The 25,443-nt window shown below is 61.7% G+C and carries 23 protein-coding genes; 15 read left to right on the forward strand and 8 right to left on the reverse strand.

From position 1 onward, the window contains the following. Nucleotides 1–4 precede the first annotated feature (4 nt). The gene (locus AC07RZ_RS15885; RefSeq protein WP_494668639.1) at nt 5–943 is read left to right on the forward strand and encodes a M48 family metallopeptidase; all 939 of its coding nucleotides are present in this window, start codon (nt 5–7) and stop codon (nt 941–943) included. Between the two features lie 87 nt (nt 944–1,030). Next, nucleotides 1,031–1,441: a lactoylglutathione lyase gene (gene gloA / locus AC07RZ_RS15890; RefSeq protein WP_144738991.1), complete on the forward strand. Its 411-nt coding sequence runs from the start codon at nt 1,031–1,033 to the stop codon at nt 1,439–1,441. 93 nt (nt 1,442–1,534) lie between these two features. Here the strand turns inward: gloA and rsmA are convergent, their stop codons facing one another. The 4 genes from rsmA to AC07RZ_RS15910 form a co-directional block, all read right to left on the reverse strand. Beyond that, nucleotides 1,535–2,308, reverse strand: a complete 774-nt coding sequence (rsmA, locus tag AC07RZ_RS15895) for a 16S rRNA (adenine(1518)-N(6)/adenine(1519)-N(6))-dimethyltransferase RsmA (RefSeq protein WP_144738992.1) — start codon at nt 2,306–2,308, stop codon at nt 1,535–1,537. 73 nt (nt 2,309–2,381) lie between these two features. Further along, nucleotides 2,382–3,458 carry a 4-hydroxythreonine-4-phosphate dehydrogenase PdxA gene (gene pdxA / locus AC07RZ_RS15900; RefSeq protein WP_494668640.1) on the reverse strand — a complete coding sequence of 359 codons (1,077 nt, stop codon included), beginning with the start codon at nt 3,456–3,458 and terminating at the stop codon, nt 2,382–2,384. Nucleotides 3,459–3,482: 24 nt separating this feature from the next. Then, nucleotides 3,483–4,847, reverse strand: a complete 1,365-nt coding sequence (locus AC07RZ_RS15905) for a peptidylprolyl isomerase (RefSeq protein ID WP_494668641.1) — start codon at nt 4,845–4,847, stop codon at nt 3,483–3,485. 68 nt (nt 4,848–4,915) lie between these two features. Next, nucleotides 4,916–7,255 carry an LPS-assembly protein LptD gene (locus AC07RZ_RS15910; protein WP_342829131.1) on the reverse strand — a complete coding sequence of 780 codons (2,340 nt, stop codon included), beginning with the start codon at nt 7,253–7,255 and terminating at the stop codon, nt 4,916–4,918. Nucleotides 7,256–7,437: 182 nt separating this feature from the next. On the opposite strand from AC07RZ_RS15910, the gene AC07RZ_RS15915 reads away from it, so the two are divergent. The 5 genes from AC07RZ_RS15915 (at nt 7,438) to AC07RZ_RS15935 (ending at nt 12,452) form a co-directional block, all read left to right on the forward strand. Next, nucleotides 7,438–8,490: an aminoglycoside phosphotransferase family protein gene (locus AC07RZ_RS15915; protein WP_494668642.1), complete on the forward strand. Its 1,053-nt coding sequence runs from the start codon at nt 7,438–7,440 to the stop codon at nt 8,488–8,490. 22 nt (nt 8,491–8,512) lie between these two features. Beyond that, nucleotides 8,513–9,220: an N-acetylmuramate alpha-1-phosphate uridylyltransferase MurU gene (murU, locus tag AC07RZ_RS15920; protein WP_494668643.1), complete on the forward strand. Its 708-nt coding sequence runs from the start codon at nt 8,513–8,515 to the stop codon at nt 9,218–9,220. A 66-nt stretch (nt 9,221–9,286) separates the two neighbouring features. Beyond that, nucleotides 9,287–10,627: an aminopeptidase P N-terminal domain-containing protein gene (locus tag AC07RZ_RS15925; RefSeq protein ID WP_494668644.1), complete on the forward strand. Its 1,341-nt coding sequence runs from the start codon at nt 9,287–9,289 to the stop codon at nt 10,625–10,627. A gap of 5 nt (nt 10,628–10,632) precedes the next feature. Next, on the forward strand, nt 10,633–11,286 hold the full coding sequence (locus AC07RZ_RS15930) for an HAD family hydrolase (protein ID WP_494668645.1): 654 nt from the start codon (nt 10,633–10,635) through the stop codon (nt 11,284–11,286). Continuing rightward, entirely contained in the window at nt 11,283–12,452 is a 1,170-nt protein-coding gene (locus tag AC07RZ_RS15935; protein WP_494668646.1) for a UbiH/UbiF/VisC/COQ6 family ubiquinone biosynthesis hydroxylase, read from the forward strand. The genes AC07RZ_RS15930 and AC07RZ_RS15935 overlap by 4 nt, the downstream gene beginning before the upstream one ends. Nucleotides 12,453–12,529: 77 nt before the next feature. On the opposite strand, the gene AC07RZ_RS15940 is transcribed toward AC07RZ_RS15935, so the two are convergent. The 4 genes from AC07RZ_RS15940 to AC07RZ_RS15955 form a co-directional block, all read right to left on the reverse strand. Beyond that, complete coding sequence (locus AC07RZ_RS15940) at nt 12,530–13,966, reverse strand: NAD(P)(+) transhydrogenase (Re/Si-specific) subunit beta (protein ID WP_144739013.1); 1,437 nt, start codon at nt 13,964–13,966, stop codon at nt 12,530–12,532. Continuing rightward, entirely contained in the window at nt 13,963–14,289 is a 327-nt protein-coding gene (locus tag AC07RZ_RS15945; protein WP_092353619.1) for an NAD(P) transhydrogenase subunit alpha part 2, read from the reverse strand. Before AC07RZ_RS15945 ends, AC07RZ_RS15940 begins: the two co-directional genes overlap by 4 nt. Nucleotides 14,290–14,350: 61 nt before the next feature. After that, nucleotides 14,351–14,713 carry an aspartate 1-decarboxylase gene (panD, locus tag AC07RZ_RS15950; RefSeq protein WP_494668647.1) on the reverse strand — a complete coding sequence of 121 codons (363 nt, stop codon included), beginning with the start codon at nt 14,711–14,713 and terminating at the stop codon, nt 14,351–14,353. 116 nt (nt 14,714–14,829) lie between these two features. Continuing rightward, nucleotides 14,830–15,945, reverse strand: coding sequence for a Re/Si-specific NAD(P)(+) transhydrogenase subunit alpha (locus AC07RZ_RS15955; RefSeq protein ID WP_144739015.1), 1,116 nt, complete (start codon nt 15,943–15,945; stop codon nt 14,830–14,832). A 303-nt stretch (nt 15,946–16,248) separates the two neighbouring features. On the opposite strand from AC07RZ_RS15955, the gene AC07RZ_RS15960 reads away from it, so the two are divergent. The 8 genes from AC07RZ_RS15960 (at nt 16,249) to AC07RZ_RS15995 (ending at nt 25,441) form a co-directional block, all read left to right on the forward strand. Further along, nucleotides 16,249–16,734, forward strand: coding sequence for an NUDIX hydrolase (locus tag AC07RZ_RS15960; protein ID WP_494668648.1), 486 nt, complete (start codon nt 16,249–16,251; stop codon nt 16,732–16,734). Beyond that, nucleotides 16,727–17,848, forward strand: a complete 1,122-nt coding sequence (mnmA, locus tag AC07RZ_RS15965; protein WP_144739017.1) for a tRNA 2-thiouridine(34) synthase MnmA — start codon at nt 16,727–16,729, stop codon at nt 17,846–17,848. The genes AC07RZ_RS15960 and mnmA overlap by 8 nt, the downstream gene beginning before the upstream one ends. A 342-nt stretch (nt 17,849–18,190) precedes the next feature. After that, the gene (locus AC07RZ_RS15970) at nt 18,191–18,463 is read left to right on the forward strand and encodes a DUF4148 domain-containing protein (protein WP_494668649.1); all 273 of its coding nucleotides are present in this window, start codon (nt 18,191–18,193) and stop codon (nt 18,461–18,463) included. A gap of 189 nt (nt 18,464–18,652) precedes the next feature. Then, on the forward strand, nt 18,653–20,158 hold the full coding sequence (locus tag AC07RZ_RS15975) for an efflux transporter outer membrane subunit (protein WP_494668650.1): 1,506 nt from the start codon (nt 18,653–18,655) through the stop codon (nt 20,156–20,158). A 12-nt stretch (nt 20,159–20,170) separates the two neighbouring features. Then, nucleotides 20,171–22,282 (forward strand): FUSC family protein, encoded by a 2,112-nt coding sequence (locus tag AC07RZ_RS15980; protein ID WP_494668651.1) that lies wholly within the window; start codon nt 20,171–20,173, stop codon nt 22,280–22,282. Between the two features lie 2 nt (nt 22,283–22,284). Further along, nucleotides 22,285–22,488: a DUF1656 domain-containing protein gene (locus AC07RZ_RS15985; protein ID WP_092397239.1), complete on the forward strand. Its 204-nt coding sequence runs from the start codon at nt 22,285–22,287 to the stop codon at nt 22,486–22,488. Nucleotides 22,489–22,531: 43 nt separating this feature from the next. Beyond that, nucleotides 22,532–23,434 (forward strand): efflux RND transporter periplasmic adaptor subunit, encoded by a 903-nt coding sequence (locus AC07RZ_RS15990; protein WP_494668652.1) that lies wholly within the window; start codon nt 22,532–22,534, stop codon nt 23,432–23,434. 300 nt (nt 23,435–23,734) lie between these two features. Beyond that, nucleotides 23,735–25,441, forward strand: coding sequence for a SulP family inorganic anion transporter (locus tag AC07RZ_RS15995; RefSeq protein ID WP_494668653.1), 1,707 nt, complete (start codon nt 23,735–23,737; stop codon nt 25,439–25,441). The last annotated feature ends 2 nt before the right edge of the window (nt 25,442–25,443 follow it).

The following is a 25,443-nucleotide window of genomic DNA, read 5'->3' on the forward strand; positions in this document are numbered from 1 at the left end:
ACCATTGAAATTATTGCATCAAAAGCCAGCAAAGCCGCGCCCGGGACCGCATGGTCGGCCCCAGGGCAAGGCACAGCAGCAGCAGCAAGCGCTGCAACTGGATTTGTTTGCCGATGACCTGGCCGCCAGCACGCTGCCGGTCGCACCGCCGCCGGCCGGCCCGCTGCCAAGGCCAAAGCCGCTAGCCCCGGCGCCAGAGGAACCTACCGCGCTGGCGCCAGGCAAGCGCCGCCTGCGCTTTGGCGAACATGTGCTCGACTACACCCTGCTACGCTCCAAACGGCGCTCTATCGGCTTCCTGATCAGCGACGACGGCCTGCGCGTCACCGCCCCCAAGTGGGTGACTCTGGGCGATATCGAAACCGCCATCCGCGAAAAGAAACGTTGGATTTTTACCAAGCTGAGCGAATACCGCGACCGTTCGACACGCCGCATGCAGCCGCAAATGCAATGGCGCGACGGCGAGACACTGCCCTACATGGGGCGCAGCATCACTCTGCGCATCCACGCCACCCAGAAGGCCGGCATCCACTTTGACGATGCCAGCGGCCAGCTGATCGTCTGCCTGCCGGCCGACGCCGGCGAGCAGCAGCTCAAGGACCGCGTGCTGGGCTGGCTGCAGCTGGAAGCCAAGCGCGTATTCGCCGAACGCCTGCCGATCTATGCCGAAAAACTCGGCGTCACCTACCAGTCGTTTGCGCTGTCGTCGGCGACCACGCAATGGGGCTCCTGCACTTCGGAAGGCAAGATCCGGCTGAACTGGCGGCTGATGCATTTTGCGCTGCCGCTGATCGATTATGTGATTGCGCATGAGCTCTCGCATTTGCGCGAGATGAACCATAGCCCGCGTTTCTGGGCCACGGTGCAATCGATTTTCCCCGAATTTGAAACGGCCAGGAAAACCCTGCGCGACAGCGCCCAGGAAACCTTGCCGGTTTTCTAGAGCAAGCGCCGCCCGATTTGTTGTGCCGATTTAAAATATCGGCACAAGCCTGAGCAACATCTCTCTTCCCAACCATCGAGAACAACCATGCGAATCCTCCATACCATGCTGCGCGTCGGCAACCTGCAACGTTCCATCGATTTTTACACCAAGGTGCTGGGCATGAAACTGCTGCGCACCAACGACAATCCCGAGTACAAATACACGCTGGCGTTCGTCGGCTACGGCAGCAATCCGGACCATGCCGAACTGGAGCTGACCTATAACTACGGCGTCGACAGCTACGACCAGGGCACGGCGTTCGGGCACCTGGCGGTGGCTGTCGAAGATGCCTACAAGGCCTGTGCCGACGTCAAGGCGCAAGGCGGCAACGTGACGCGGGAAGCAGGACCGGTAAAGGGAGGCAGCACCGTCATCGCCTTTGTGCAGGATCCCGACGGCTATAAAATTGAACTGATCGAACGCAAGGACGGCGTTTCCGCCGGCGCCGCTTTATAGGCCGAACGGCAAAAAAATGATGCGGCGGCGAATCCGGCCAAATTGCATCGATGTTCCTTCGTTCAAGGCTGAAGGAAGGAACAGCCAGGAAAATCAGGGCAAGCGGTTCGCCAGCGCCACGAACAATTCCATCGACACGGTTTCAGGCCGCGCCTGCGGATCGACGCCCGCATCGATCAAGTCATTTTCGGTAAACATGCCAGCCAGGCAGTTCCTGATCACCTTGCGTCTTTGCGTGAACGCCTTGAGCACGACATCTTCCAGTTTTTTCTGGTCGCAAGCCAGGGGCTGGGCGATCGGAATCATGCGCACGATGGCCGACTCCACTTTCGGCGGCGGGTCGAATGCGGTCGGCGGCACGATAAACATCAGCTGCATGCTGTAGCGCCATTGCAGCATTACCGACAGGCGGCCGAACGCCTTGCTGCCGGGCGTGGCGACCATGCGCTCCACCACTTCCTTTTGCAGCATGAAATGCTGGTCCTGCACCTGCGGCGCGATCTGCGCCAGATGGAACAGCAAGGGGCTGGAAATGTTGTAGGGAAGATTGCCGACCACGCGCAACTTGCGGCCGCCAGCCAAGGGGATGCTGCTGAAATCGAATTTCAGCGCATCGGCGGAATGCACATGCAAGCGGGCCGGATCAAAATTCTTTTGCAGCCGCGCCACCAGGTCGCGGTCGAGTTCGACCACGTGCAATTGCCGCAGCGATTCCAGCAGCAAACGTGTCATGGCGGCCAGGCCCGGTCCGATTTCGACCATATTGTCGTCGGCTTGCGGATCTATCGCGCTGATGATGTTGTACAGCACGGTGTCGTCGGTCAGGAAATTCTGGCCGAAGCGCTTGCGGGGAATGTGGTTCTTCATATTTTTCTTTAATTGCGAGGCGGACAGGCTGCAACCATGGCCGGGCGTCCAAGAGCCGGCCCAAGGCAGCAGCTTACTCTTTCCTCAATTGACTCAGCCGCACCATCTGCGCCGCGACATTCAGCGCCGCCAGCATGCTGCCGTGGTCGGCCCGGCCCAGGCCGGCAGCGGCGAGATCGAGCGCGGTGCCATGGTCCACCGAGGTACGGATGAACGGCAAGCCCAGCGTGATGTTGATGCCGTGCCCAAAACTGGCATATTTCAATACCGGCAAACCCTGGTCGTGATACATCGCCAATACGCAATCGGCATCTTCCAGGTATTTTTGCTGGAACAGCGTATCGGCCGGATAAGGGCCGCTGACGGCAATGCCGCGCGCCTTGGCGGCTTGCAGCGCCGGCGTGATGATATCGATTTCTTCGCGTCCCAGGTAACCGCCTTCGCCGGCATGCGGATTCAAGCCCGTCACCAGGATGCGCGGCTGCGCCAGGCCGAATTTTTTCTGCAGATCGGCATGCAGGATATCGATGGTGCGGCTCAGGCTGTCGAAGGTGAGCGCTGCTGGCACGTCTTTCAGCGCCAGGTGGGTGGTCGCCAGCGCGACCCGCAGCGGCGGCGTGGTCCGGTCCGTGGCCAGCATCATCACCACCTGTGCGGTCGCGCTTTTTTCGGCAAGGTATTCGGTATGGCCGGTAAATGGCACCCCGGCGTCATTGATCGTGCTTTTTTGCAGGGGCGCAGTGACCATGCCGTCGAATATCCCCTGCTGCGCGCCGCTGATCGCAATATCCAGGGTACGCAGCACGGCACGGCCGTTGCGCGCGTCCAGCTGGCCCGGCCGCACGTGGGCATCCAGGGGACAGTCGATCACGGCAATCTGGCCATGGGGGAAGTTCGGCAGGCCGCTGTTGCGCAAGGCTTGCTGCGACAACGCCACCAGCCGGATCTGCGGATCGATCTCGGCGGCGACCAACGCCAGGAAAGCGGCGTCGCCAATCAGTACGCTGTTGATTTCGGCGCGCAACTGCCAGGCGGCCTTGATCGCGACTTCAGGACCAATGCCGGCCGGCTCGCCGCAAGTGACGGCCAATATCGGCCTTGGCGATGTAAGCGGGGTTGCAGCCACTTGCGCGGCCGGCTGATCAGACATGCGCTACCCTCTGGTACACAGCAATCAACGGTCGTCGTTACGGTATTCGACGTAAGTGCGGTCGCGCAACTGGCGCAGCCACTCGTTCGCGGCTTCTTCCGTCTTGCGTTCGCGAATCGCCATCCGCGCAGCCAGGCGCTGGCGTTCCTTGGATACGTCGTTAGCCTTGCGCTCCACCACCTGGATCAGGTGATAGCCGAACGGCGATTCGACCGGATCGCTGACCTGGCCCGGCTTCAATCCATCCATCGCGCGTTCGAATTCCGGCACGGTGTCGCCGGGATAAACCCAGCCGAGGTCGCCGCCCTTGGAAGCCGACAAATCGTTCGAATACAGTTTGGCCAGCTCTTCAAACGTCGCAGCCTTGTTATCGATGCGCTCCTTCAGGTCGGCCAGGCGGCGGCGCGCTTCTGCCGCCGTCACGGTTGGCGTCACCTTGATCAGGATATGCCGCACATGGGTCTGCTGGACCGGCGCCGCGGCGGTATCGGCCGCTGCCGCCGCTGCGCGCTTGTTCACCAGCTTGACGATATGAAAGCCGTTGGCGCTTTTCAGGATGCTCGATACCTGTCCCGGATTCAAATTCGCGACGGCTTCCACAAACAGCGCCGGCAGGCGGTCTTGCGGACGCCAGCCCATGTCGCCGCCGGTGAGGGCGTCGCTGGCATCGGAATAAGCGGCAGCGACAGCGGCGAAGTTGCCGCCCGACTTGATTTGCTGCAGGGCTTCTTCAGCCCGCTTGGCGCGCTGTGCAATCTGTTCGGCCGAAGCATTCTCCGGCACCCGGACCAGGATCTGCGCCAGGTCCAGTTCCTGGGCGGTTTGCTTGTTGCTGCTTTCAGCGGCGAGGTAATTGTCGACTTCCGATTCGGAAATCTGGATCTTGTTGTCGACTTCACGTTCGCGCAGCCGCTGCAACAGCATTTCCTGGCGAATTTCTTCGCGGAAAGATGCGTAGGGAATCTTGTCCTGCGCCAGCTGCTTCTGGAAATCCGCCATCGACAATTTGTTCTGCTCGGCGATCCGGCTGATCGCCCGGTCCAGCATGACGTCGTCTACCGACAAGCCGTTTTCTTTCGCCAGCTGCGTTTCGGCGCGCTCAAGGATCATGCGTTCCAGCAATTGTTTTTGCAGCTCGGCAACCGGCGGCAATTCGATATTCTGGGCGCGCATGCGCTGCACCACGTCGCTCATGCGTTTCGCCAATTCCTGCTGGGTAATCACGTCCGTGTTCACCACTGCGACGATAGCGTCGACGGTCTGCGGATTTGCCTTGGCCGCGGCTGGCTTGGCAGCCGGCGCCGTCGTTGGCGCAACCGCCGGCGGCGTCGTCGATGCGGCTTGGGCCAAGGCGCCGCCGGCAGTAACGGACAACAGCGAGAATGCCATTGCAGCGAGTTGGATTTGATTGGTTTTACGCATAATTGGAAAAACGTTCATAAGTAAAAATGACGGATTCAACGGCTAATGAAAGAGTCGGGTTGATTAACATTCTGATAACCTGGGACACTGCTGCGCAGGGCTTGCATCGGATTGGAGCCGATACTTGACAAACCATTCAACTCAAGTTGCACGAATATACCTGTAGTCGTGCGGGTTGACGAGGTCGGCGTGCGTTGTCCGACCACGCGGAAGACCCAGCAATCGGCCTTGTATTCAAGCCCGAGCAGGCTTTGCCCGACCGTTTTTTCCTGCAGGGAATAACTGACGCGGCCCACGCCGTACCAGCGGCGGCTCAGCGGCCACTGTGCGGAGAGGTCGAATTGCTTCAGGTACTTATTGTCCAGCAGCAGCGGATCGACGTTATTGTGGTCCAGCTGATAGGAAAAATTGATGACTTTTTTCGGGCCCGGCTGCCACTTGATGTTGGAGCTGGCGCGCACCCACTGGTTATTGCTCTGGCTATACTGGATCGTATTGTCGATGCCCAGCGCCTGCGTCACCTGCCCGCCTGCCGACAGCAGCAGGTCCGAACGGCTGGTGGTGATCGTATCGGTAGTTCCGCCCAATGAAACGCGCGGCGGGGTGAAATAAAACCGCTGGCCGATACCCAGGCGCAAGCGCTCTATGCCGGACTCTTCGATAAAGCGCGAGATCACGGCAGCCGTCAGCTGGTTGGCATCGCCGATGCGGTCATGGCCGGTATACCGGTTCTCGGTAAAGATCTGGGCGAAATTGAAATCCGCGACGCCGCTGTCAAACAGCGGATACTGGCTCTGGTCACGGAAAGGCGTGCGCACATAGAACAGCCGCGGCTCCAGCGTCTGCGTCATCGGGTTGCCAAAAAACTTTGCGTCGCGCTCGAAAATCAAACCGCTGTCCAGCGAAAAGGTTGGCAATACCCGGCTATAACTATTTCCCAAGGGGGTTTGGCCCGCCGGAATCGGATTCGGTATGTCGAATTTATTCGGCGAGATGTTATAGGAGGTTGCATCCAGCTGGATCTTTGGCGTGATGAAATAGCCGGGGCGAATGATCGGGTAAGAAAGCTGCGGATTGATATAGATGCGCTCGCCGCCCAATGGCAGCAAGGTGCTGCTGGTATATGTGGTGCCGCTGCCTTGCGGAAAATCGTATTGGCCATTCCTGAAACGGGTGTATTGCGCGGTCACGTTCCAGTCAAACCCGTAAATATCCTGCTTGCCTGCATTGAGGGTGACTTGAGGCAAGCGGTCATATGGGCGGCTGAGCGTCGGATTTCCATTGGAATCGAAATCCTGCAATACCTGATAGCGCGATGCCAGCGCTGCCACGTTCCAGAATGAACCGGTATAGTTCAAATCGAACTCTCGGTTCAGTGTCCGGGTAGAACTTTGGGTAATCGAACGCGAAAAATCGTCGGGATAATTATTGTCCGAGGCAAAGTTGACATTCCAGCCCATCGTGAAACCAGGCGCCAGCGTCTGCAGATGAATCGACTGCACGGCATAACGATTGGTCTTGGTCAGCTTGTCATCGGGCAGGTACTCGATCTTGGTCTGGCCGCTGTAGCCATCCCCGATGTAGCGGGCGTCTCCGCCCATCTGCAAGCCGCGCTGGGTGATGATGTTGGGGTACAGCGTCAAGTCGCGGTTAGGGGCGATATTGAAATAATAAGGCAGGTTGAACTCGAAGCCGCCGTTATTGGTGGTCCCGATGATCGGCGGCAGCACGCCCGACTGGCGGTCGTTCGACAATGGGAAAGACAGGATCGGCGAAGCAAGGATAGGCACGCTCTTGAAATACAGCACGCCGTTATGGGCAGTCCCCTCGCCCAGCCCGCTGTCGACATCCAGCGTACTCGACTTGATATACCAGTCCGGCTTGGTGCTCGGGCAGGTGGTGTAGGTGCCGGTGATGACTTTCGACTTGTCCTCATCGATAAAATCGATGCGTTCCGCGCTGCCGTGGCCGTCATTGGCTTTGAACCAGTAAGTCGGATTCGTCAGGAAACCTTGCCCGGAATCCATATTCAGCTTGAGATCGTCGCCGGTGTACTTGTCGCCGTAGCGGTTCATGCGCACGCAGCCGTGGGCTTCCGCCTCGTTTTCCACAATCCGGTAGGTCGCCTTGTCCGACTTGACGTTGGTCTGGCCGCGCGTCATGTCCACATCGTTATCCAGGTTGATCAGCCGGTCCGGCCGGCCGGTCATCTGCTCGGCCTCTACCGTGGTCGGCGCGTCGCTATCGTTGACGCGCGGCGGCTTGATGCTGTTTTGCGTGGCGGGAACGGCCGGCGCGACCGTTTCGGTCGTTTGCGCCCATGCCCACATTGGCATGTACGCTGCCGCGACGACCGAAGCCACCAGGATAGTCATGCGCCGCAAGGCAGGCAACTGGGACGCGGCCCGGCCTGGACATGACTGGAATTGCTTAGGTAGCGCTGAGGAGGACCGGGTCATGAAATGAATTTGGCAAACACCATGGCAGGCGATTTTTTGAATTTAATCCCTTATTATATGGGAACTCACCACCGATAACCGTAATACTGGATTGCTCAATGCCTTTGTCACCGTCTGCCCCTGCCCTGCCTGATCTGCGCCAGACCCAAATTGTCGAATGGCTAACTGCGCTTGACGCCGTGCCAACCGTCCCCTCAACCCTCCGCCCTGCCTCTGCCGACGCCAGTTTCCGGCGTTATTTCAGAATCGACACGGCCGCTCCAGGAACAGTTGGGGCCAAGACCCTGATTGTCATGGACGCGCCGCCGCCGCAAGAAGACGTGCGGCCGTTCATCGAAATCGCCGGGCTGTTTGCCGGCATCGGCCTGTCGGTGCCGGCAATCCTGGCGCAAGACGTCGAACGCGGCTTCCTGCTGCTGTCCGACCTCGGCTCCACGACTTACCTGCAGCAATTGAATGACGACAGCGCACCGGCGCTATACATGGACGCCATCGACGCCCTGGTACGGCTGCAAACCAAAAGCCAGCCGGACGTATTGCCCGAATACGACCGCGCCTTCCTGTTGCGAGAATTGCAAATATTCCCCGAGTGGTACCTGGGCAAGCACTTGAAGGCAACCCTGACCGACCAGCAAACCGCGGACCTGGACAAGGTGTTCGACGCCATCCTGGCCAACAACCTGGCGCAGCCGCAGGTATTCATCCATCGCGACTACCATTCGCGCAACCTGATGGTGCTGCCAAGCGGCAATCCCGGCGTGCTGGATTTCCAGGGCGCGCTGTACGGCCCGATCACCTACGATATCGTTTCGCTGCTGCGCGATGTCTACATCCAGTGGGAGGAAGCGCAAGTGCTCGACTGGATGATCCGTTACTGGGAGCGCGCCAAACGCGCCGGCCTGCCGGTCGCGACCGACATCGACACCTTCTACCGCGATTTCGAATACATGGGGCTGCAGCGCCACCTGAAAATCCTTGGCCTGTTCGCACGCCTGCATCACCGCGACGGCAAGGAGGCCTACCTGAAAGACATCCCGCTGGTCATGGACTACGTCCGCAAGACTGCACTGCGCTACCGCGAACTGATTCCGCTGGTGCGTTTGCTGGACAAGCTGGAAGACAAGGCTGTGCAAGTCGGTTATACGTTCTGATGGCAACCCAGGTAAAACATCCATGAAAGCCATGATTTTTGCCGCCGGCCGCGGAGAGCGCATGCGCCCGCTGACCGACACCATTCCCAAGCCCCTGCTCAAGGTGCGCGGCCGGGCGCTGATCGTCTGGCACATCGTCAACCTGGTGCGCGCCGGCATCACCGAAATCGTCATCAACCATGCCCACCTGGGCCAGATGATCGAAGACGCGCTCGGCGACGGCAGCAAATTCGGCGCCGCCATCGCCTACTCGCCGGAAGCCGTGGCGCTGGAAACCGCCGGTGGCATCGCCAACGCCCGCCACCTGCTGGGCGAAGCGCCGTTCGTGGCGATTGCGGGCGATGTCTATTGCCCGCATTTCAATTTCGAGCAAGTCAAGAATACGCTGGAAGACAATGACATCTGGGGCCAGCCCTATGCGCCGGACAAGCGCGACAACGCCTGGCTCTACCTGGTGAAAAACCCGGTCCATCATCCGCAAGGGGATTTCGGCCTGCATAGTTTTTCCGTCAGCAACGAGGGCGAAGCCGGCCAGACCTACACCTATTCCGGCATCGGGGTGTATCGTCCAGCCATGTTCGACACCGTCAGCCCCGGCCAGTCCGAAAAACTGGTGACCTTGCTGCGTGAAAACGCGGCACGCGGCCAGATCGGCGGCGAAGTGTATCGCGGCGACTGGACCGATGTCGGCACCATCGAACGCCTGAACCAACTGAACGCGCCGCTGTAATCGTCAACGCAGTAATCGTCAATGTATAAGCGACAGCAACCCAACCTATTCCAGAAAGACGCCAGCATGACTCCTTACAGCACACGCCGCAGCAAACTGATTGCGCAAATGCAGGCCATGGGCGGCGGCGTCGCCGTTATCTCGACCGCGCCCGAAGCCGCACGCAACGCCGATTCCGACTTCCCCTACCGTCACGACAGCAGTTTCTATTACCTGTCCGGCTTCACCGAACCGGACGCAGTGATCGTGCTGGTCGCAGGCAAAGACCCCAAGGCGATCTTGTTCTGCCGCGAAAAAAACCTGGAACGGGAAATCTGGGACGGCTTCCGTTTCGGCCCGGCCGCCGCGCGCGAACAGCTCGGTTTCGACGCCGCCTATGCGATCGACGCCATCGACGAAGAAATGCCGAAGCTGCTGGCCGATGCGCCGGCGATCTTTTACTCGCTGGGCAAGCAAGCCAACCGTGACGCCCAGCTGCAAGGCTGGCTCAACAAGCTGGGCGGCCAGGCCCGCGTCGGCATCAGCGCGCCGGCCGCCATCCACAGCCTGGATCCGCTGCTGGCCGAGATGCGCCTGTTCAAGGATGCCGGAGAACACGCGATCATGCAGCGCTCAGGGCAGATTGCCGCCGGCGCCCATTGCCGCGCCATGCGCATGGCGCGCCCCGGCCTGCGCGAGTACCATCTGGAAGCGGAAATCCTGCATGAATTCCGCAGCAGCGGCGCCGAATCGCCCGCCTATACCTCGATCGTCGCTACCGGCGCCAACGCCTGCGTGCTGCACTACCGCGCCGGCAACGCCGAATTGAAGGACGGCGACCTGGTGCTGATCGACGCCGGCTGCGAGTTCGAAAGCTATGCGTCCGACATCACCCGCACCTTTCCCGCCAACGGGGTATTCTCCGGCCCGCAAAAAACCTTGTATGAAATCGTGCTGGCGGCGCAGCACGCGGCGATCGCGGCTACCCGGCCGGGACAGCGCTTCATCGACGGCCACAACGCGGCGCTGCGGGTGCTGGCGCAAGGCATGCTGGATACCGGCCTGCTCGACAAGAACAAGAGCGGCACGCTCGACGACGTGATTGCAAAAGGCGATTACCGCCAGTTCTACATGCACAGCACCGGCCACTGGATCGGCCTTGACGTGCATGACGTCGGCGCCTACCGCGAACCCGGCGAAGCAGCTCCAGAAGGCCAGCAAAAACCGTGGCGCAAGCTGCAGCCCGGCATGGTCACCACGGTCGAGCCAGGCATCTACGTGCGTCCGGCCGAGGGCGTGCCGGAGCAATTCTGGAACATCGGCATCCGCATCGAAGACGATATCCTGGTCACCGCCGACGGCAACCTGAACCTGACCAGCGGCGTGCCGACATCGGTAGCCGAGATCGAAGCATTGATGCGCAAGTGACGTCCATGGCAACGGCAAATACAGCGGCAACGCCCACCATCGTCGTGTTCGACCTCGGCGGCGTCCTCTTCGACTGGAACCCGGATTACCTTTACCGCAAGCTGATCGCCGATGAGGCCGAACGCAAATGGTTCCTCGCCAATATCTGCAACGGCGAATGGAATCTCCAGCAAGATGGCGGCCGCCCGTTGCGCGAAGCGACCGCAACGCTCAGCGGCCGTCATCCGGAACATGCGCAATTGATCCATGCCTTTTACACACGCTGGACCGAAATGCTGAACGGTACGCTGGCAGAAGGCATGGCGATTTTCGAGGCGCTGGAAACAGCCGGCGTGCCGCTGTACGCCCTGACCAACTGGTCGGCTGAAACTTTTCCCTATGCCCGCAGCAACCATCCGTTCCAGCCCGTCCTCCAGCGCTTCAAGGATGTACTGGTGTCCGGCGAGGAAAAACTGGTCAAGCCGGATGCGCGCATTTATCAACGCATGCTGGAGCGCATCCGCAAGCACTATCCCGGCGCACAAGCAGAGCACCTGGTGTTCATCGACGATGTCCAGCGCAACGTCGACGCTGCGCGCGCGCTCGGCTGGCGCGCCATCCACCACACATCTCCCGAATCGACCGCAGCGCAATTGCGTGCGTGGGGTTTGCCGGCATGAACGCGCATATCGACCAGCCTCGGACCGATGCCGACATCGCCATCTGCGGCGCCGGCCCGGTCGGTTTGAGCATGGCGGCCTTGCTGGTGAAACGCGGCGTGGCAGCCGACCGCATTGCCCTCATCGACGCCAAGACAGTCGAGCAGGCACGCCAGGATCCGCGCTCCCTGGCGCTGTCCTACGGCAGCCGCCAGATACTGCAAGAGATCGGCGCCTGGCCGGTTGCCGCTACCGCCATCCACCAGATCCATGTGTCGCGCCGCGCGCATTTCGGCCGCACCCTGATCCAGCGTGAAGAATTCCAGCTGCCGGCGCTTGGCTATGTCACGCGTTATGGGACCCTGGTGACCGCTCTGGCGGCGCTGCCGGCGTTGGCCGGCGTACAGTTGCTAAGGCCGGTACAAGTCAGCGCCAGCACCGAACAAGACGACTGTGTGGAACTGCAATTGTCGGACGGCCGTGCGCTGCGCAGTAAATTGCTGGTGCAAGCCGAGGGCGGCCTGTTCGGCGCCCAGGACGACAAGTCGCTGCAGCGCGATTACCAGCAGATCGGCATCGTCGCCCATGTCCAGTGCAGCGCGCCGGTTGCGCACCGCGCGTTTGAACGGTTTACCGACCAGGGGCCGCTGGCGCTGCTGCCGCAAGACGACGGCCAGGGCAACAACTACGCCTTGGTATGGTGCGTGCGCCCCGCTACCGCCAGCCAGCTGCTGGCGCTGGACGATGCGGCGTTCCTGGCGGCGCTGGCGGACGCTTTCGGCGGCCGGCTCGGACGCTTTACCAAAACCTCGGCGCGCAACAGTTTTCCATTGGGCCTCAATGCACGCCCGGCAGCGTCCGCCAGGACCGTCGCCATCGGCAACGCCGCGCAAACCCTGCATCCGGTCGCCGGCCAGGGATTGAACCTGGGCCTGCGCGATGCGGCAGTACTGGCGCGCTTGCTGGCCAGCAGCACCGGGCCCGATACGCTGCTGCAGTTTATCGCCGCCAGACAAGCGGACCGAAGCCTGACGATACATCTCACCGACGTCATGGCGCGGATCTTCGCCAGCGCCCCCGATGGTGCGCTGTCGCAGACCCTGCTTGGCTTGTCGCTGGGGCTGGTCGATGTGGTGAAACCAGCCAGGCGACTGCTGGCGCAGCAAATGATGTTTGGACGACGCTGAGCCCGTGCCCGCCCGCACAATGAAAAAAGCCGCGGCAGTTTTACCTGCCGCGGCTTTTTTACAAGGACAGCCGACGCTTACTCGACTGCCTTCACCATATCTTCAATCACCTTCTTGGCGTCGCCGAACACCATCATGGTCTTGTCCATGTAGAACAGTTCGTTGTCGAGCCCGGCGTAGCCGGCAGCCATCGAGCGCTTGTTGACGATCACGGTCTTGGCTTTATAGACTTCCAGGATAGGCATGCCGGCAATCGACGATTTCGGATCCTTGGCGGCCGGGTTGACGACGTCGTTGGCGCCCAGTACCAGCACCACGTCGGCCTGGGCGAATTCGCCGTTGATGTCTTCCATTTCAAACACCTGGTCGTAAGGCACTTCGGCTTCCGCCAGCAGCACGTTCATGTGGCCAGGCATGCGCCCCGCCACCGGGTGGATCGCGTATTTGACGATCACGCCCTTGTGCGTCAGTTTCTCGGTCAGCTCCTTCAAGGCATGCTGGGCCCGCGCCACCGCCAGGCCGTAGCCGGGGACGATGATCACGGTTTCCGCATTGCCCATCAGGAAAGCCGCATCGTCGGCCGAACCGGACTTGACCGGCCGCTGCTGTTGCGCCGCGCCGCCGGCGGCAGCCGCCGCATCGCCGCCGAAGCCGCCCAGGATCACGTTGAAGAACGAGCGGTTCATCGCCTTGCACATGATGTAAGACAGGATCGCACCGCTGGAGCCGACCAGCGAACCGGCGATGATCAGCATCGAGTTGTTCAGCGAAAAACCGATGCCGGCAGCGGCCCAGCCGGAGTAGCTGTTGAGCATCGACACCACCACCGGCATGTCGGCGCCGCCGATCGGGATGATGATCAGCACGCCGAGGATGAAGGCAATCAGCGCCATCAGGATGAACGGCAGCCAAGCCTGGGTCAGCACAAAAATGATGCCGAGGCCGATCATCGCCACCGCCAGCAGCAGGTTGATGAAATGCTGGCCGCGGAAACTCACCGGCGCGCCCTGGAACAGGCGGAATTTATACTTGCCCGACAATTTGCCGAAAGCGATCACCGAACCGGAGAAGGTAATCGCGCCGACGAAGGTGCCGATGAACAGCTCGATGCGGTTGCCGGCAGGCAGCGCCTCGCCGTGTGCGGCAATGCCGAAAGCCCACGGCTCCGACACCGCGGCAACCGCGATACACACCGCCGCCAGGCCGATCAGCGAGTGCATCGCCGCCACCAGTTCCGGCATCTTGGTCATCTCCACCCGCTTGGCCAGCATGGCGCCGATGCCGCCGCCCACCACCACGCCGCCGGCCACCAGCCAGAAACCGAGGCCGGCGCCCTGCGATTCCGCCTTCAGCTTGACGATCAGGGCGATCGTGGTGACGACCGCGATCGCCATGCCGCTCATGCCGAAGACATTACCGCGCCGCGCCGAAGACGGGTGCGACAAACCCTTGAGCGCCTGGATGAAGCAGACCGAGGCGATCAGGTACAACAAGGTCACCAGGTTCATGCTCATTGCTGCGCTCCCTCTTTGGCGGCAGGTTTTGCCTTAGGCTCTTTTTTCTTGAACATTTCCAGCATGCGCTGGGTCACCAGGAAGCCGCCGAATACATTGACGGCCGCCAGCGCCACCGCCAGCGTGCCGGCGACCTGGCCGACGATGCCTTCGGTCAGGCCGGCCGCCAGCATGGCGCCGATGATGATGATGGCCGAAATGGCGTTGGTGACCGCCATCAGCGGCGTATGCAATGCCGGTGTAACGGTCCAGACCACGTGGTAGCCGACGTAGATCGCCAGTACGAAAATGATCAGGTTGGTGATGGTGTGCGTGACTTCCATGGTTTCCCCTTGATAGAAGGACAGCGTTGCCGATTTGCCCAGTTGCCTTTCGGCATTCGCCTTAGATTTTCTTGAGGCCGGTGATCCGGTTGTTGTCGTCGACAAACACCACTTTCGGCACATGGCTGCTGGCCTCTTCATTCGAAAGCGGGGCATAGGTACAGATGATCAGCAGGTCGCCCAGGTGGGCGCAGCGCGCAGCGGCGCCGTTCAGCGAAATCTCGCCGCTGCCGCGCTTGCCGCGGATCGCGTAGGTCGAGAAACGCTGGCCGTTGTTGACGTTGTACAACTCGATTTTTTCAAACTCGCTGATGTCCGCCGCTTCCAGCAGGTCTTCATCTATCCCGCAGGAGCCCTCGTAGTGCAGGTCAGCTTGGGTAACGGTTGCGCGATGGATCTTGGCGCGCAGCATGATGCGTTGCATATCTTGTTTCTCCAGTTTTACGAAGCCGCCGGCCGCAGCCGGCTGCCCCTTTTTACAGCCGTTGATTAAATCGGTACTTGTCTTGCGCAGCTTGTTTGCGCACTTGTTTACGTCGCTTATTTGCGCAGCACTTCGCCGCCGCTGCACAGCAAGGTGGCGGCCACGATATCGTCCTCGCGGTTGATCACCAGGCCGCCTTCGGCGTTGATGATCAGCTTGAGGAAATCGAGCAGGTTGCGCGCATACAGCGCCGAAGCATCGGCCGCCACCAGCGCCGCCAGGTTGCCTTCGCCGATGATGTGGACGCCATGCTTGATGACGGTCTTGCCGCTTTCCGACAAGGGACAGTTGCCGCCCTGGTCGACCGCCATGTCGAGGATCACCGAACCCGGCTTCATCGCCTTGACGGTGTCTTCGCTGATCAGCACCGGCGCTTTGCGGCCGGGAATCAGGGCGGTGGTGATGATGATGTCGGCCTGCTTGGCGCGTTCGTGCACCAGCTCAGCCTGGCGCCGCATCCAGTCAGCCGGCATCGGCCGCGCATAACCGCCCACGCCCTGGGCGATTTCCTTTTCTTCATCGGTGATGAAAGGCACGTCCAGGAATTTTGCGCCGAGCGACTCGATCTGCTCCTTGACCGCGGGCCGCACGTCGGAAGCCTCGATCACCGCGCCCAGGCGCTTGGCGGTGGCGATCGCCTGCAAACCGGCAACGCCGGCGCCCATGATCAGCATGCGCGCCGCCTTGACGGTGCCGGCGGCGGTCATCAGCATCGGCATGAAGCGCTGGTAGGTATTGGCCGCCATCAGCACGGCCTTGTAGCCGGCGATATTGGCTTGCGACGACAGCACGTCCATCGATTGCGCGCGCGACGTGCGCGGCGCCGCTTCCAGTGCAAACGCGGTCAGTCCATGGCTTGCCATAACAGCAATATTGTCGGCATCAAAAGGATTCAACATGCCGACCACGACCGTGCCGCTTTTCAGCAAGGCCAGTTCATCGGCGCCGGGAGCACGCACCTTGAGCACGGTTTCAACGCCGAACGCCGCGGCGGCGGTGACTATCTCGGCGCCTGCTGCGGCGTAGGCTTCATCGGGAATGCTGGATGAAATGCCTGCGCCGGACTGCACCAGTACCTGGTGCTTGGCTGCCACCAGCTTCTTTACCGTCTCCGGAGTCGCAGCAACCCGGGTTTCCCCAGGCCGCGTCTCGGCGGGAATGCCGATTTTCATGTACTTCTCCCACTATGTTAAGAATTCTTGGATTTGCCGAGGGCGGGATAACTCGCCACGCCCCCAGGCCAGGCGGCGCTTAAATGCTGCCCTGCAAATTAGGTGTATGGAATCTTACACGGAAAAATTGCGGCTCAACAACCAGAGGTCTTGATGTAGGTTATTTATCCTAAAATTAATCCTCCGTTGTGAATATGGCTACAATCACACCCGCTTTCTGTGCTAGGGCCCGTTCATTGCCTTGAGCCGCTTCCCATCGAAAACCGGCAGGCAAGTTAAAATATCGGATTAACCGAGGAATTTATGACTGACGTTTGGAAACCCTCCGTCACAGTTGCCGCGATCATAGAGCGCGACGGCCGCTTCTTGCTGATTGAAGAAGCGACCAGTGACGGCATCCGCATCAACCAGCCAGCCGGCCATCTCGATCCCAACGAGTCGCTGGTGCAGGCGGTCGTGCGCGAAACGCTGGAAGAAACCGCGCATGACTTCACCCCTACCGCGCTGGTTGGCATGTATATGGCGCGTTATGTATCGGCGCGTACCGGCCAAGCGGTCACTTACTTGCGATTCGCCTTCTGCGGCGATCTAGGCGCTCGGCATGAGCAGGCGCTCGACCATGGCATCTTGCGCACCTTGTGGATGTCGCGCGACGAACTGGCGGCTTGCCCGGAACGCCACCGCAGCCCGCAAGTGCTGCTGTGCATCGACGATTACCTGCGCGGCCAGCGCGCGCCGCTGACCATGCTCAACACCCATCCCAGCGCTTGCGGAGCGGCCCATGTCTAATAAAAAACGTGTGGTGATCGGCATGTCGGGCGGGGTCGACTCCTCGGTGTCGGCCTGGATGCTGAAGCAGCAAGGCTACGAAGTGATCGGCCTGTTCATGAAGAACTGGGAAGACGACGACGATTCCGAATACTGCTCGACGCGGCAGGACTGGATCGATGCCGTCAGCGTGGCCGACGTGATCGGGGTCGATATCGAAGCGGTCAATTTTGCCGCCGAGTACAAGGACCGGGTATTCGCCGAATTCCTGCGCGAGTACCAGGCCGGGCGCACGCCGAACCCGGATGTGCTGTGCAATGCCGAAATCAAGTTCAAGGCATTCCTCGACCACGCCATGAAGCTGGGCGCCGACCTGATCGCCACCGGCCATTACGCGCGCGTGCGGCAGGCCGGTTCCGGCCGCTTCGAACTGTTGAAAGCGGTCGACGCCAGCAAGGACCAAAGCTATTTCCTGCACCGGCTGAACCAGTCGCAGCTGTCGCGGACCTTGTTCCCGCTGGGGGAAATCCAGAAAACCGAGGTGCGCAAGATCGCCGAGCAGATCCAGTTGCCGAATGCCAAGAAGAAGGACTCGACCGGCATCTGCTTTATCGGCGAACGGCCGTTCCGCGAATTCCTGAACCGCTACCTGTCTTATAAGCCGGGACCGATGAAGACCCCCGACGGCGATGTGGTGGGCGAACACGTCGGCTTGAGTTTTTACACGCTGGGCCAGCGCAAGGGCATTGGCCTGGGTGGCATGAAGACGCACAAGAATGCCGGCGGCGATAGCGATCCCTGGTATGTCGCCAGGAAAGATGTGGAAAACAACACCTTGTACATCGTCCAGGGGCATGATCATCCGTGGCTGTTGTCGTCGACGCTGCAGGCCGGCCAGCTCAGCTGGGTGGCAGGAGAAGCGCCGGGCAGCGGCCAGCTGTCGGCCAAGACACGCTACCGGCAAGCCGACATGGCCTGCGCGTTTGACAGCCTTCAGCTGCCTGGAACGGAAAATTTCGCGCTCAGGTTCAGCGATCCGCAGTGGGCTGTCACCCCGGGGCAATCCGCGGTGCTGTACGACGGCGACGTCTGTCTCGGCGGCGGCATCATCGAATCGTCCGGCAACATCGCCTGATTCCCGGCTTTTTCCTGGTTTTGCATCTTCCTGGTGCAAAACCAGCGCTCCTCTACAGCCGGCTGCCCTGGCCTGCATCGATTCCCGCTTCTGCTTAACGTGGTTTGGTTGCGCACCGCACCAAAAAGTTCCTTTTTATTATTGCTATATTGGGAATAGTCAATTTCCAATATGACCATTTATTGTTGATCGTGAAGCCTCTACACTTGCTTCATCGATGGGCGCAACACACAAGCAATATCAACCAATGCAAGTGCGCCGCTCACCGAGGCAGGACCCGACGGGCTGCACAACGCCTGTTCCGCCGAGCCCGGTGCCATCAACCACTTATCGGAGAAAAACATGAACACGAAACAATTTATTGCAGGTCTCGCAATTTTGGCTGCCGCTGGCAGCGCCTTGGCCGACGCTCCATATCCACCTGAAACACCGTTCGTTTCGACCAAATCGCGCGCCGATGTCCAGGCCGAACTGGTGCAAGCCCAGAAAGACGGTTCGCTGACCGTGGCCCGCAACCAGTATCCTGTGGTGGCAGCCGCAGGCCAGCCGGAAACCCGCGCTGACGTAGTCAGCCAGCTCGACAAGGCAGAGCCATCAGTCTATAGCGGCAACTAAGCTGTAAAAGCATCTGATGCAACACTGATCCAGCGAGTTTCAGAGTTACACAAAACGCCAGCTTTGCTGGCGTTTTGCTATTATTCGGTCATATCCTCGTTCACCGCGTAACCCGGGGTTTTAGTGTAGTGCAAGGCGCTGCTGCAAATTGGCGTTCAGACCTCTCTACTCATCACAATGTGGGTTCACATGCGGTTATTTTTTCTCTCTCGGCGTCACCCTTCGGCCAAGCTGCTGCTGGCCTGCTCACTGGCACTCCTGCTCAGCGCCTGCGCCGACTTTTCAGGCATCGACAAACAATCCAGATTAACCGAAGGCAATTCGCTTGCGGGCGGCGCCGCACTGGCCAACCTGGGCAAGACCGCATGGCCGACCAGCGCCTGGTGGCAAAGTTATCGCGATCCGCAACTGGACGCCCTGGTGCAGCAGGCGGTGGCCGGCAACCCCAGCCTGAAGATCGCCCAGGCGCGCATCCGCCAGGCTTCGTCGCTGGCCGGCGTGGCCCGCGCCGCCACCCTGCCCAAGGTCGGCGCCGAAGCGGCCAGCACGCGCGGCTTGTACTCTTCCGAATACATCTTCCCGCCGCCGCTGGGCGGCAGCTGGAACTGGGACAATGAAATCACCGTCAAGGCCAGCTACGACCTCGACCTGTGGGACAAGGACCGCAGCGCGCTGGAATCGGCGCTCGACAACGTCCACGTCAGCGCCGCCGAAGCCCGCAGCGCCCAGCTGAACCTGGAAGTGGCGGTAGTGCGCGGCTACCTGCAGCTAGCGACGCAATTCGCGTTGCGCGATATCGCCGTCACCACATTGGCGCAGCAAACCTTGATCGCCAGCTTCGCCCAGCGCAGGCTGGCGGCGGGCCTCGGCACCCGGCTGGAAGTCAGCCAGGCCGAAACCGCGTTGCCGGACGCGCGCGCCAACATCGAGAAAATCGATGAAAACATTGCCCTGCTGCGCAACCAGATCGCGGCCTTGAGCGGCAAGGGTCCCGGCAGCGGCGAGACGATCCAGCGGCCGCAGCTGGCGGCGCGCCTGGCCGGCGCCGACAGCAGCACGCCGCTCGCCATAGGCTTGCCCGACAACGTGCCGGCGCACCTGGTGGGCCGCCGCCCTGACGTGATCGCGCAGCGCTGGCGGGTGGAAGCCATGGACAAGAATATCGATGCCGCCAAGGCAGCGTTCTACCCGGACATCAACATCTCCGCCTTCGCCGGCCTGCAAGCGCTCGGTTTCACCAACTTCCTCAGCGCCGCCTCCGCGGTGCGCGGCGCCGGACCGGCGATTTCGCTGCCGATCTTTGAAGGCGGCCGCCTGCGCGCCAACCTCGGCGCCCAGACTGCCGCCTTCGACGCCGCCGTCGAAAGCTACAACAATACGCTGGTGCAAGCGCTGCAAAGCGTGGCCGACCAGATCGTCAAGCTGAAATCGCAGCAACAGCAGCGCGCGCAGTCGGAACAGGCGCTGGCGCTGTCGAAGCAATCGTACGACCTGGCGATGCGCGGCTACCGGGCCGGGCTGACCGCCAATATCAACGTGATCCAGACCCAGCTGGTCCTGCTGCAGCAGCAGATACGCGTAGCGCAGGTCCGCGCCAGCTACCTGGATAACTGGGCGCAGCTGATGCAGGCGCTGGGCGGCGGCCTGGGCGACGATTTGCCGCAGCCGGGCGATGCCGTGGCGGCAGGAAAATAAGCAGCGCCGACCATGAGCGAGATTGCAAGCAACCGCGAAAGCTGGCTGGACCACCTGAAGCATGCCGCCGTCAGCTGGCTGGAAGGCCATGGCCAGGACCTGCTGTATGTCAGCAAGATCCTGCTGGCGACCCTGCTGGCGCTGGGCCTGTCGCTGCTGTTCGACCTGTCCAAGCCGGGCACCGCGATGATTACCGTGGTCATCGTGCTGCAGCCGCGCAGCGGCCTGGTGCTGGCCAAGGGCTTTTATCGTTTCATCGGCACCTCGGTCGGCGTCATCATGTCGATCATCCTGGCCGCCTCGTTTTCCCAGCAGCCGGTACTGTTCCTGGCGGCAGGCGCCTGCTGGCTGGCTTTCTGCACCGCCGGCTCGACCATCTTCCGCAATTTCCAGTCGTACGCCTTCGTGCTGGCCGGCTACACGCTGGTCATCGTCGGCCTGCCGGCGGCGCTGCAGCCGGACCAGGCTTTCGACATCGCCATGACCCGCCTGAGCGAAGTGATGCTGGGCCTGCTCTGCGCCGGGGTGGTCAGCGACGTGCTGTTTCCCAAGCGCCTGTCCGATGTCCTGCTGCTGACGGTGCGCAAGCGTTTCGCCGATTTCAAGACCTTCATCGCGCTGGATGACGTAGCCCCCAGTTCCCGGCCGGCGCGCGAACGCATGGTGCTGCGTTTTATCGGCGAAGTGATTTCCCTGGAAGCGCTGCGCACCTCGTCGGTATTCGAAAGCGCGACCGGGCATCTGCAAAGCCTGCAGCTAAGGCAGCTGAACAATGCTTTCATGACGGCGTCCACCACCTTCCACTCGCTCGACCAGCTGTTCGGCCGCCTGCAAGCCGGCGGCAAACTGAGCACGCTGGACGCCTTGCTGATGGAATATAAAGCCATCGTGCGCGCCCTCTCCAGCCAGGACCGCACGCAGCTGGCGCAAGTGCGCCTCGCGCTGCCGCAGCGCCTGGCTGCCTTGCGCCGGGGCCTGGCGACAGCCAACGGCAGCGCCGGCGACAGCAGCCACGTGCTCGACTTCGACTCCGCCACCGAGCTGCTGGCAAGGTTCGCCGATGAGCTGCAGGTCTATGCAAGGATCCATGCCGTGGTGATCCAGGCCGACATGCACATGCGGCACCTGCCCGACGACGTCCAGCTGCCCGCGCACTACGTCGCGCGCACCGACCCGACGCTGGTGGTCACCTCGGCGCTGCGGGCCGCGATCGGCTTCGGCATATCGTCGCTGTTCTGGATCGAATCGGGCTGGGTGTCCGGCGCCGATGCGGTAGTCATGGCGACGGTTGTCAGCGCCCTGTTTGCCGCTGCCCCATCGCCCATCAAGATCGTGCGGCAATTCATGATCGGCGGCGCGCTGGGCGGCTTTTTCGGTTTCCTGTCGGCCTACTACCTGCAATCGCAAGCCGAAAATTTCACCATGCTGTGCATCGCGCTGGCACCCTTCATCCTGATCGGCGCCTGGCTCACCACCACCAGGAAATACTCTGGCATCGGCACCGGCATACTGCTGTTTTTCTTTTCCTACGCCAGCATCGGCAGCAACTACCAGTTCGACATGCCGGCGCTGCTCAACGGCATGGCCGGCGGCTTGATCGGGGTCGCCGTCGCCTCGGTCCTGTACCAGGTCATCGATCCTTCCGACAGCCGCTGGATCAAGCGCCGCCTGGCGCGCGCCCTGCGGCGCCAGGTGGAGGAAGCCTGCAGCCGGCCGCTGCCCGGTTTGCTGGGCCGCTTTGAAAGCGGCACCCGCGACCTGCTGTCGCGCTTTGCGATTACCCACTCGCTGGATAACCCGGACGACCGCGACATCATGACCTGGCTGCTGTCGGTGCTGGAAACCGGGCGCGCCGTGATCCAGCTGCGCCAGGAAATGCTGGCCGTCACGGACCGGCAAGCGCACGACCGGATCGAGCAATCCATACGCGGCATCGCCTATCTGTTTGCCCGCCCCAGCCAGGCGCGCTTGCGCGCCGCACTCGACGCCGTGCTGGCGGCGATCGCCGTGTGCGGCGCACTGCCCGCGGTGCTGGCCAACCTGCACCTGATGCGCGGCGCCATGCTGGAACGCGTCACCGTGCTGACGCCGGCCGAAACCTCAACCATCACTTCGGAGACTTGACCATGCCGCGCGAAATCGCACTCCTCGATGCGCTCATCCCGACCTTGCTGCTGGTGTTCATCGGCTGCCTGTTCCTGCAGATGGCGATCGACTGGATCTTCACCCGCCTGGGCCTGTTCCGTTACGTCTGGCATCCCAGCCTGTTCCGGATCGCCCTGTTCTTTTGTATTTTCGGCGGCGCCGGACTGCTGCTGCACGCTACCTGACTTGCCATAAAAATTCGCCGTAAAAATTTACCTTTAGGCCGACATGAAATCCTCAAGCATTATAAAAACCCTGCTGCAAGTGGCGATTACGCTGATTGTGGTCCTGATTGCCTTCCTGCTGGTGCGCGCGCTGTGGGACCGCTACATGAATACGCCCTGGACCCGCGACGGCCGGGTGCGCGCCGACGTCATCAGCGTCGCCGCCGATGTCTCAGGGATCGTGGTGGCGGTGCCGGTGGCCGACAACAGCTATGTCCACAAAGGCGACCTGCTGATGAAGATCGATCCGGCGCGCTACGCGCTGGCGCTGGCGCAAGCCGAAGCGACGGTGGCTGAACGGCGCATCGGGCTGAGCACCAAACAGCGCGATGCGGCGCGCCGCGCCAAACTGGATGGCGACGTGATTTCCAATGAAAACCGTGAAAATTCGAGCGCCGATGCGTCCGCCGCCCAGGCCCAGTACCAGGCCGCCCTGGCGGCGCGCGACAGCGCCAGGCTGAACCTGGACCGCACCGAAATCCGGGCCACGGTGGACGGCTGGATCACCAACCTCAACGTGCATGCGGGCGATTTCGCCCAGGCCGGCACGCCCAAGCTGGCGGTGATCGACGCCAATTCGTTCTGGGTGTACGGTTATTTCGAAGAAAACAAGCTGCCCTTGATGAAAGTCGGCGACGCCGTCGACATGCGCCTGCTCGGCAGCGAACAGCTGATCGGCGGCCATATCGACAGCATCTCGCGCGGCATCACCGACCGCGACAATGCGCTGGGCAGCTACGGCCTGGCCAACGTGAATCCGAGCTTCAACTGGGTCCGGCTGGCGCAGCGCGTGCCGGTGCGCATCCATATCGACAAGGTGCCGGACGGCATCACGCTGGCGGCAGGCATGACATGCACCGTGATTGTCAAACCCGGGGAGCGGCCGGCGGCGAAACCGCAAAAATGATACGAGGCAGGCGGCGCAAGGAATCGCCCGCACCCGCAGCCAATACCGGTTTCTTCAATCCTTGTCCGGCTGATGGAAATAACCTGCCATCAAAAACGACACCGTGCGCGCCTTGTCTGCCGCGAAAAATGCGTGTAACAACAGAGGAGATTTGACTTAAAATCAACGGCAATCCGTTATCGCGTAAACTGCCGCTGCCGCTGCCGCTGCAGGTCCGGTCCGAAGCTGCTTTTCCGCTGCCTTGCCGGATTGCCGAAACAGCATAAAACCAGGATACCCATACCCATCTTCAGGAGGCGCATGAGCGCTGCACCATCACAACATGCCGACCTGAACCCGCCGCCCGCGGCCAAACGCGCGTACCTGGCGGACCTGGTAGCCGGGCTGTCGATCGCCGGCCTGCTGCTGCCCGAGGCGGTCGCCTATTCCAGCATCGCCAACCTGCCGCCGCAAACCGGGGTGATCGCGCTGTTTGCCGGCCTGCTCTGCTACGGCCTGTTCGGCAGCAGCCGCTTTGCCATCGTCTCCGCCACCTCCTCCTCCGCAGCAGTGCTGGCGGCAGCCACGGCATCCATGGCAAACGGCGACACCGGCTTGCGCATGACGCTGGCGATCGGACTGGTGATGATTACCGGACTGTTTTTCCTGCTGGCCGGCGTGGCGCGCATGGGCGGCGTCACCGATTTCATCGCCAAGCCGGTATTGCGCGGTTTTGCCTTCGGCCTGGCGCTGGTCATCATTTTCAAGCAGTTTGCCGGCGTCGTCGGCGTGCATCCGGCGCATAGCGACATGACGCGCTTCATCCCTGAAATGGCGATGCAGATTAGCCGCTGGAACTGGATCAGCGTCGCCGTGATGGCGGCCGCGCTGGCCTTGCTGTATCTGTTTGCGCGCCTGCGCCGGCTGCCGGGCGCGCTGCTGGTGATCGTCATCGGCGTCGCCGCCGGCCAGTGGCTGGATTTGACCCGGTATGGCGTCGGCCTGGTCGGCAGCATCCACCTGCAGCTGGCGACGCCGACGCTGCCCATGCTGTCGCGCGCCGACTGGCTGCGCCTGGGCGAACTGGGCTTTGCCATGGGCATGATCCTGTACGCCGAATCGTATGGCGCCATCCGCAGCTTCGCCATCAAGCATGGCGATACGGTGGCGCCCAACCGCGACCTGCTGGCGCTGGGCGCCTCCAACCTGCTGTCCGGCCTGTTCCACGGCATGCCGGTCGGCGCAGGTTATTCCGCCACCTCCGCCAATGAAGCCGCCGGCGCCACCTCGCGCCTGTCGGGCTGGGTGGCGGCGCTGGTGATGCTGGCCATCGTCCTGACCTTGCTGCCCGCCATCGCCCTGACGCCGGAACCGGTGCTGGCGGCGATCGTGATCCACGCCGTCGGCCACACCCTGAATCCCGCCATCTTCCGCCCTTATTTCCAGTGGCGCCGCGATCGCCTGGTAGTGATCGCTTCCGTGATCGCCGTGCTGCTGCTGGGCGTGCTGGACGGTTTGCTGGCCTCGATTGCGATCAGCCTGCTGATGATGCTGCGGCAATTTTCGGAATCGACCATCTCGGTGCTGGGCCAGCTCGGACAAGGCCATGATTTCGTCAATATCCGTACCCATCCGGAAGCCCGTCCGGTGCCTGGCATCTTGATCCTGCGTCCTAACGAGCCGCTGTTTTTCGCCAATGCCGAACGCATCCTGGGCCAGGCGCGGCAGAATATCCTGGCCGCACCGGCATCGCTGCACACGGTGGTCCTCAGCCTGGAAGAATCGCCGGACCTGGACAGCTCCAGCCTGGAAGGCCTGCATGACTTTTTTAATTTTATCGACAGCCGCGGCTTGCGTTTGTTGCTGGCGCGGCTCAAGGATCCTGCGTATGACTGCATGAAAAACGCCGTCGCCCCCGGCTTTCCGCTGGAATCGCTGAGCGCGCTGAGCGTAGCGGAAGCCGTGCACCTGGCGCTGGCGGGCCAGCAGGCCGCAAACCCGATTATCGAAACCCGACCCGGAGAATAACC

This window comes from Collimonas sp. GW821-FHT07E08 (assembly GCF_059418905.1).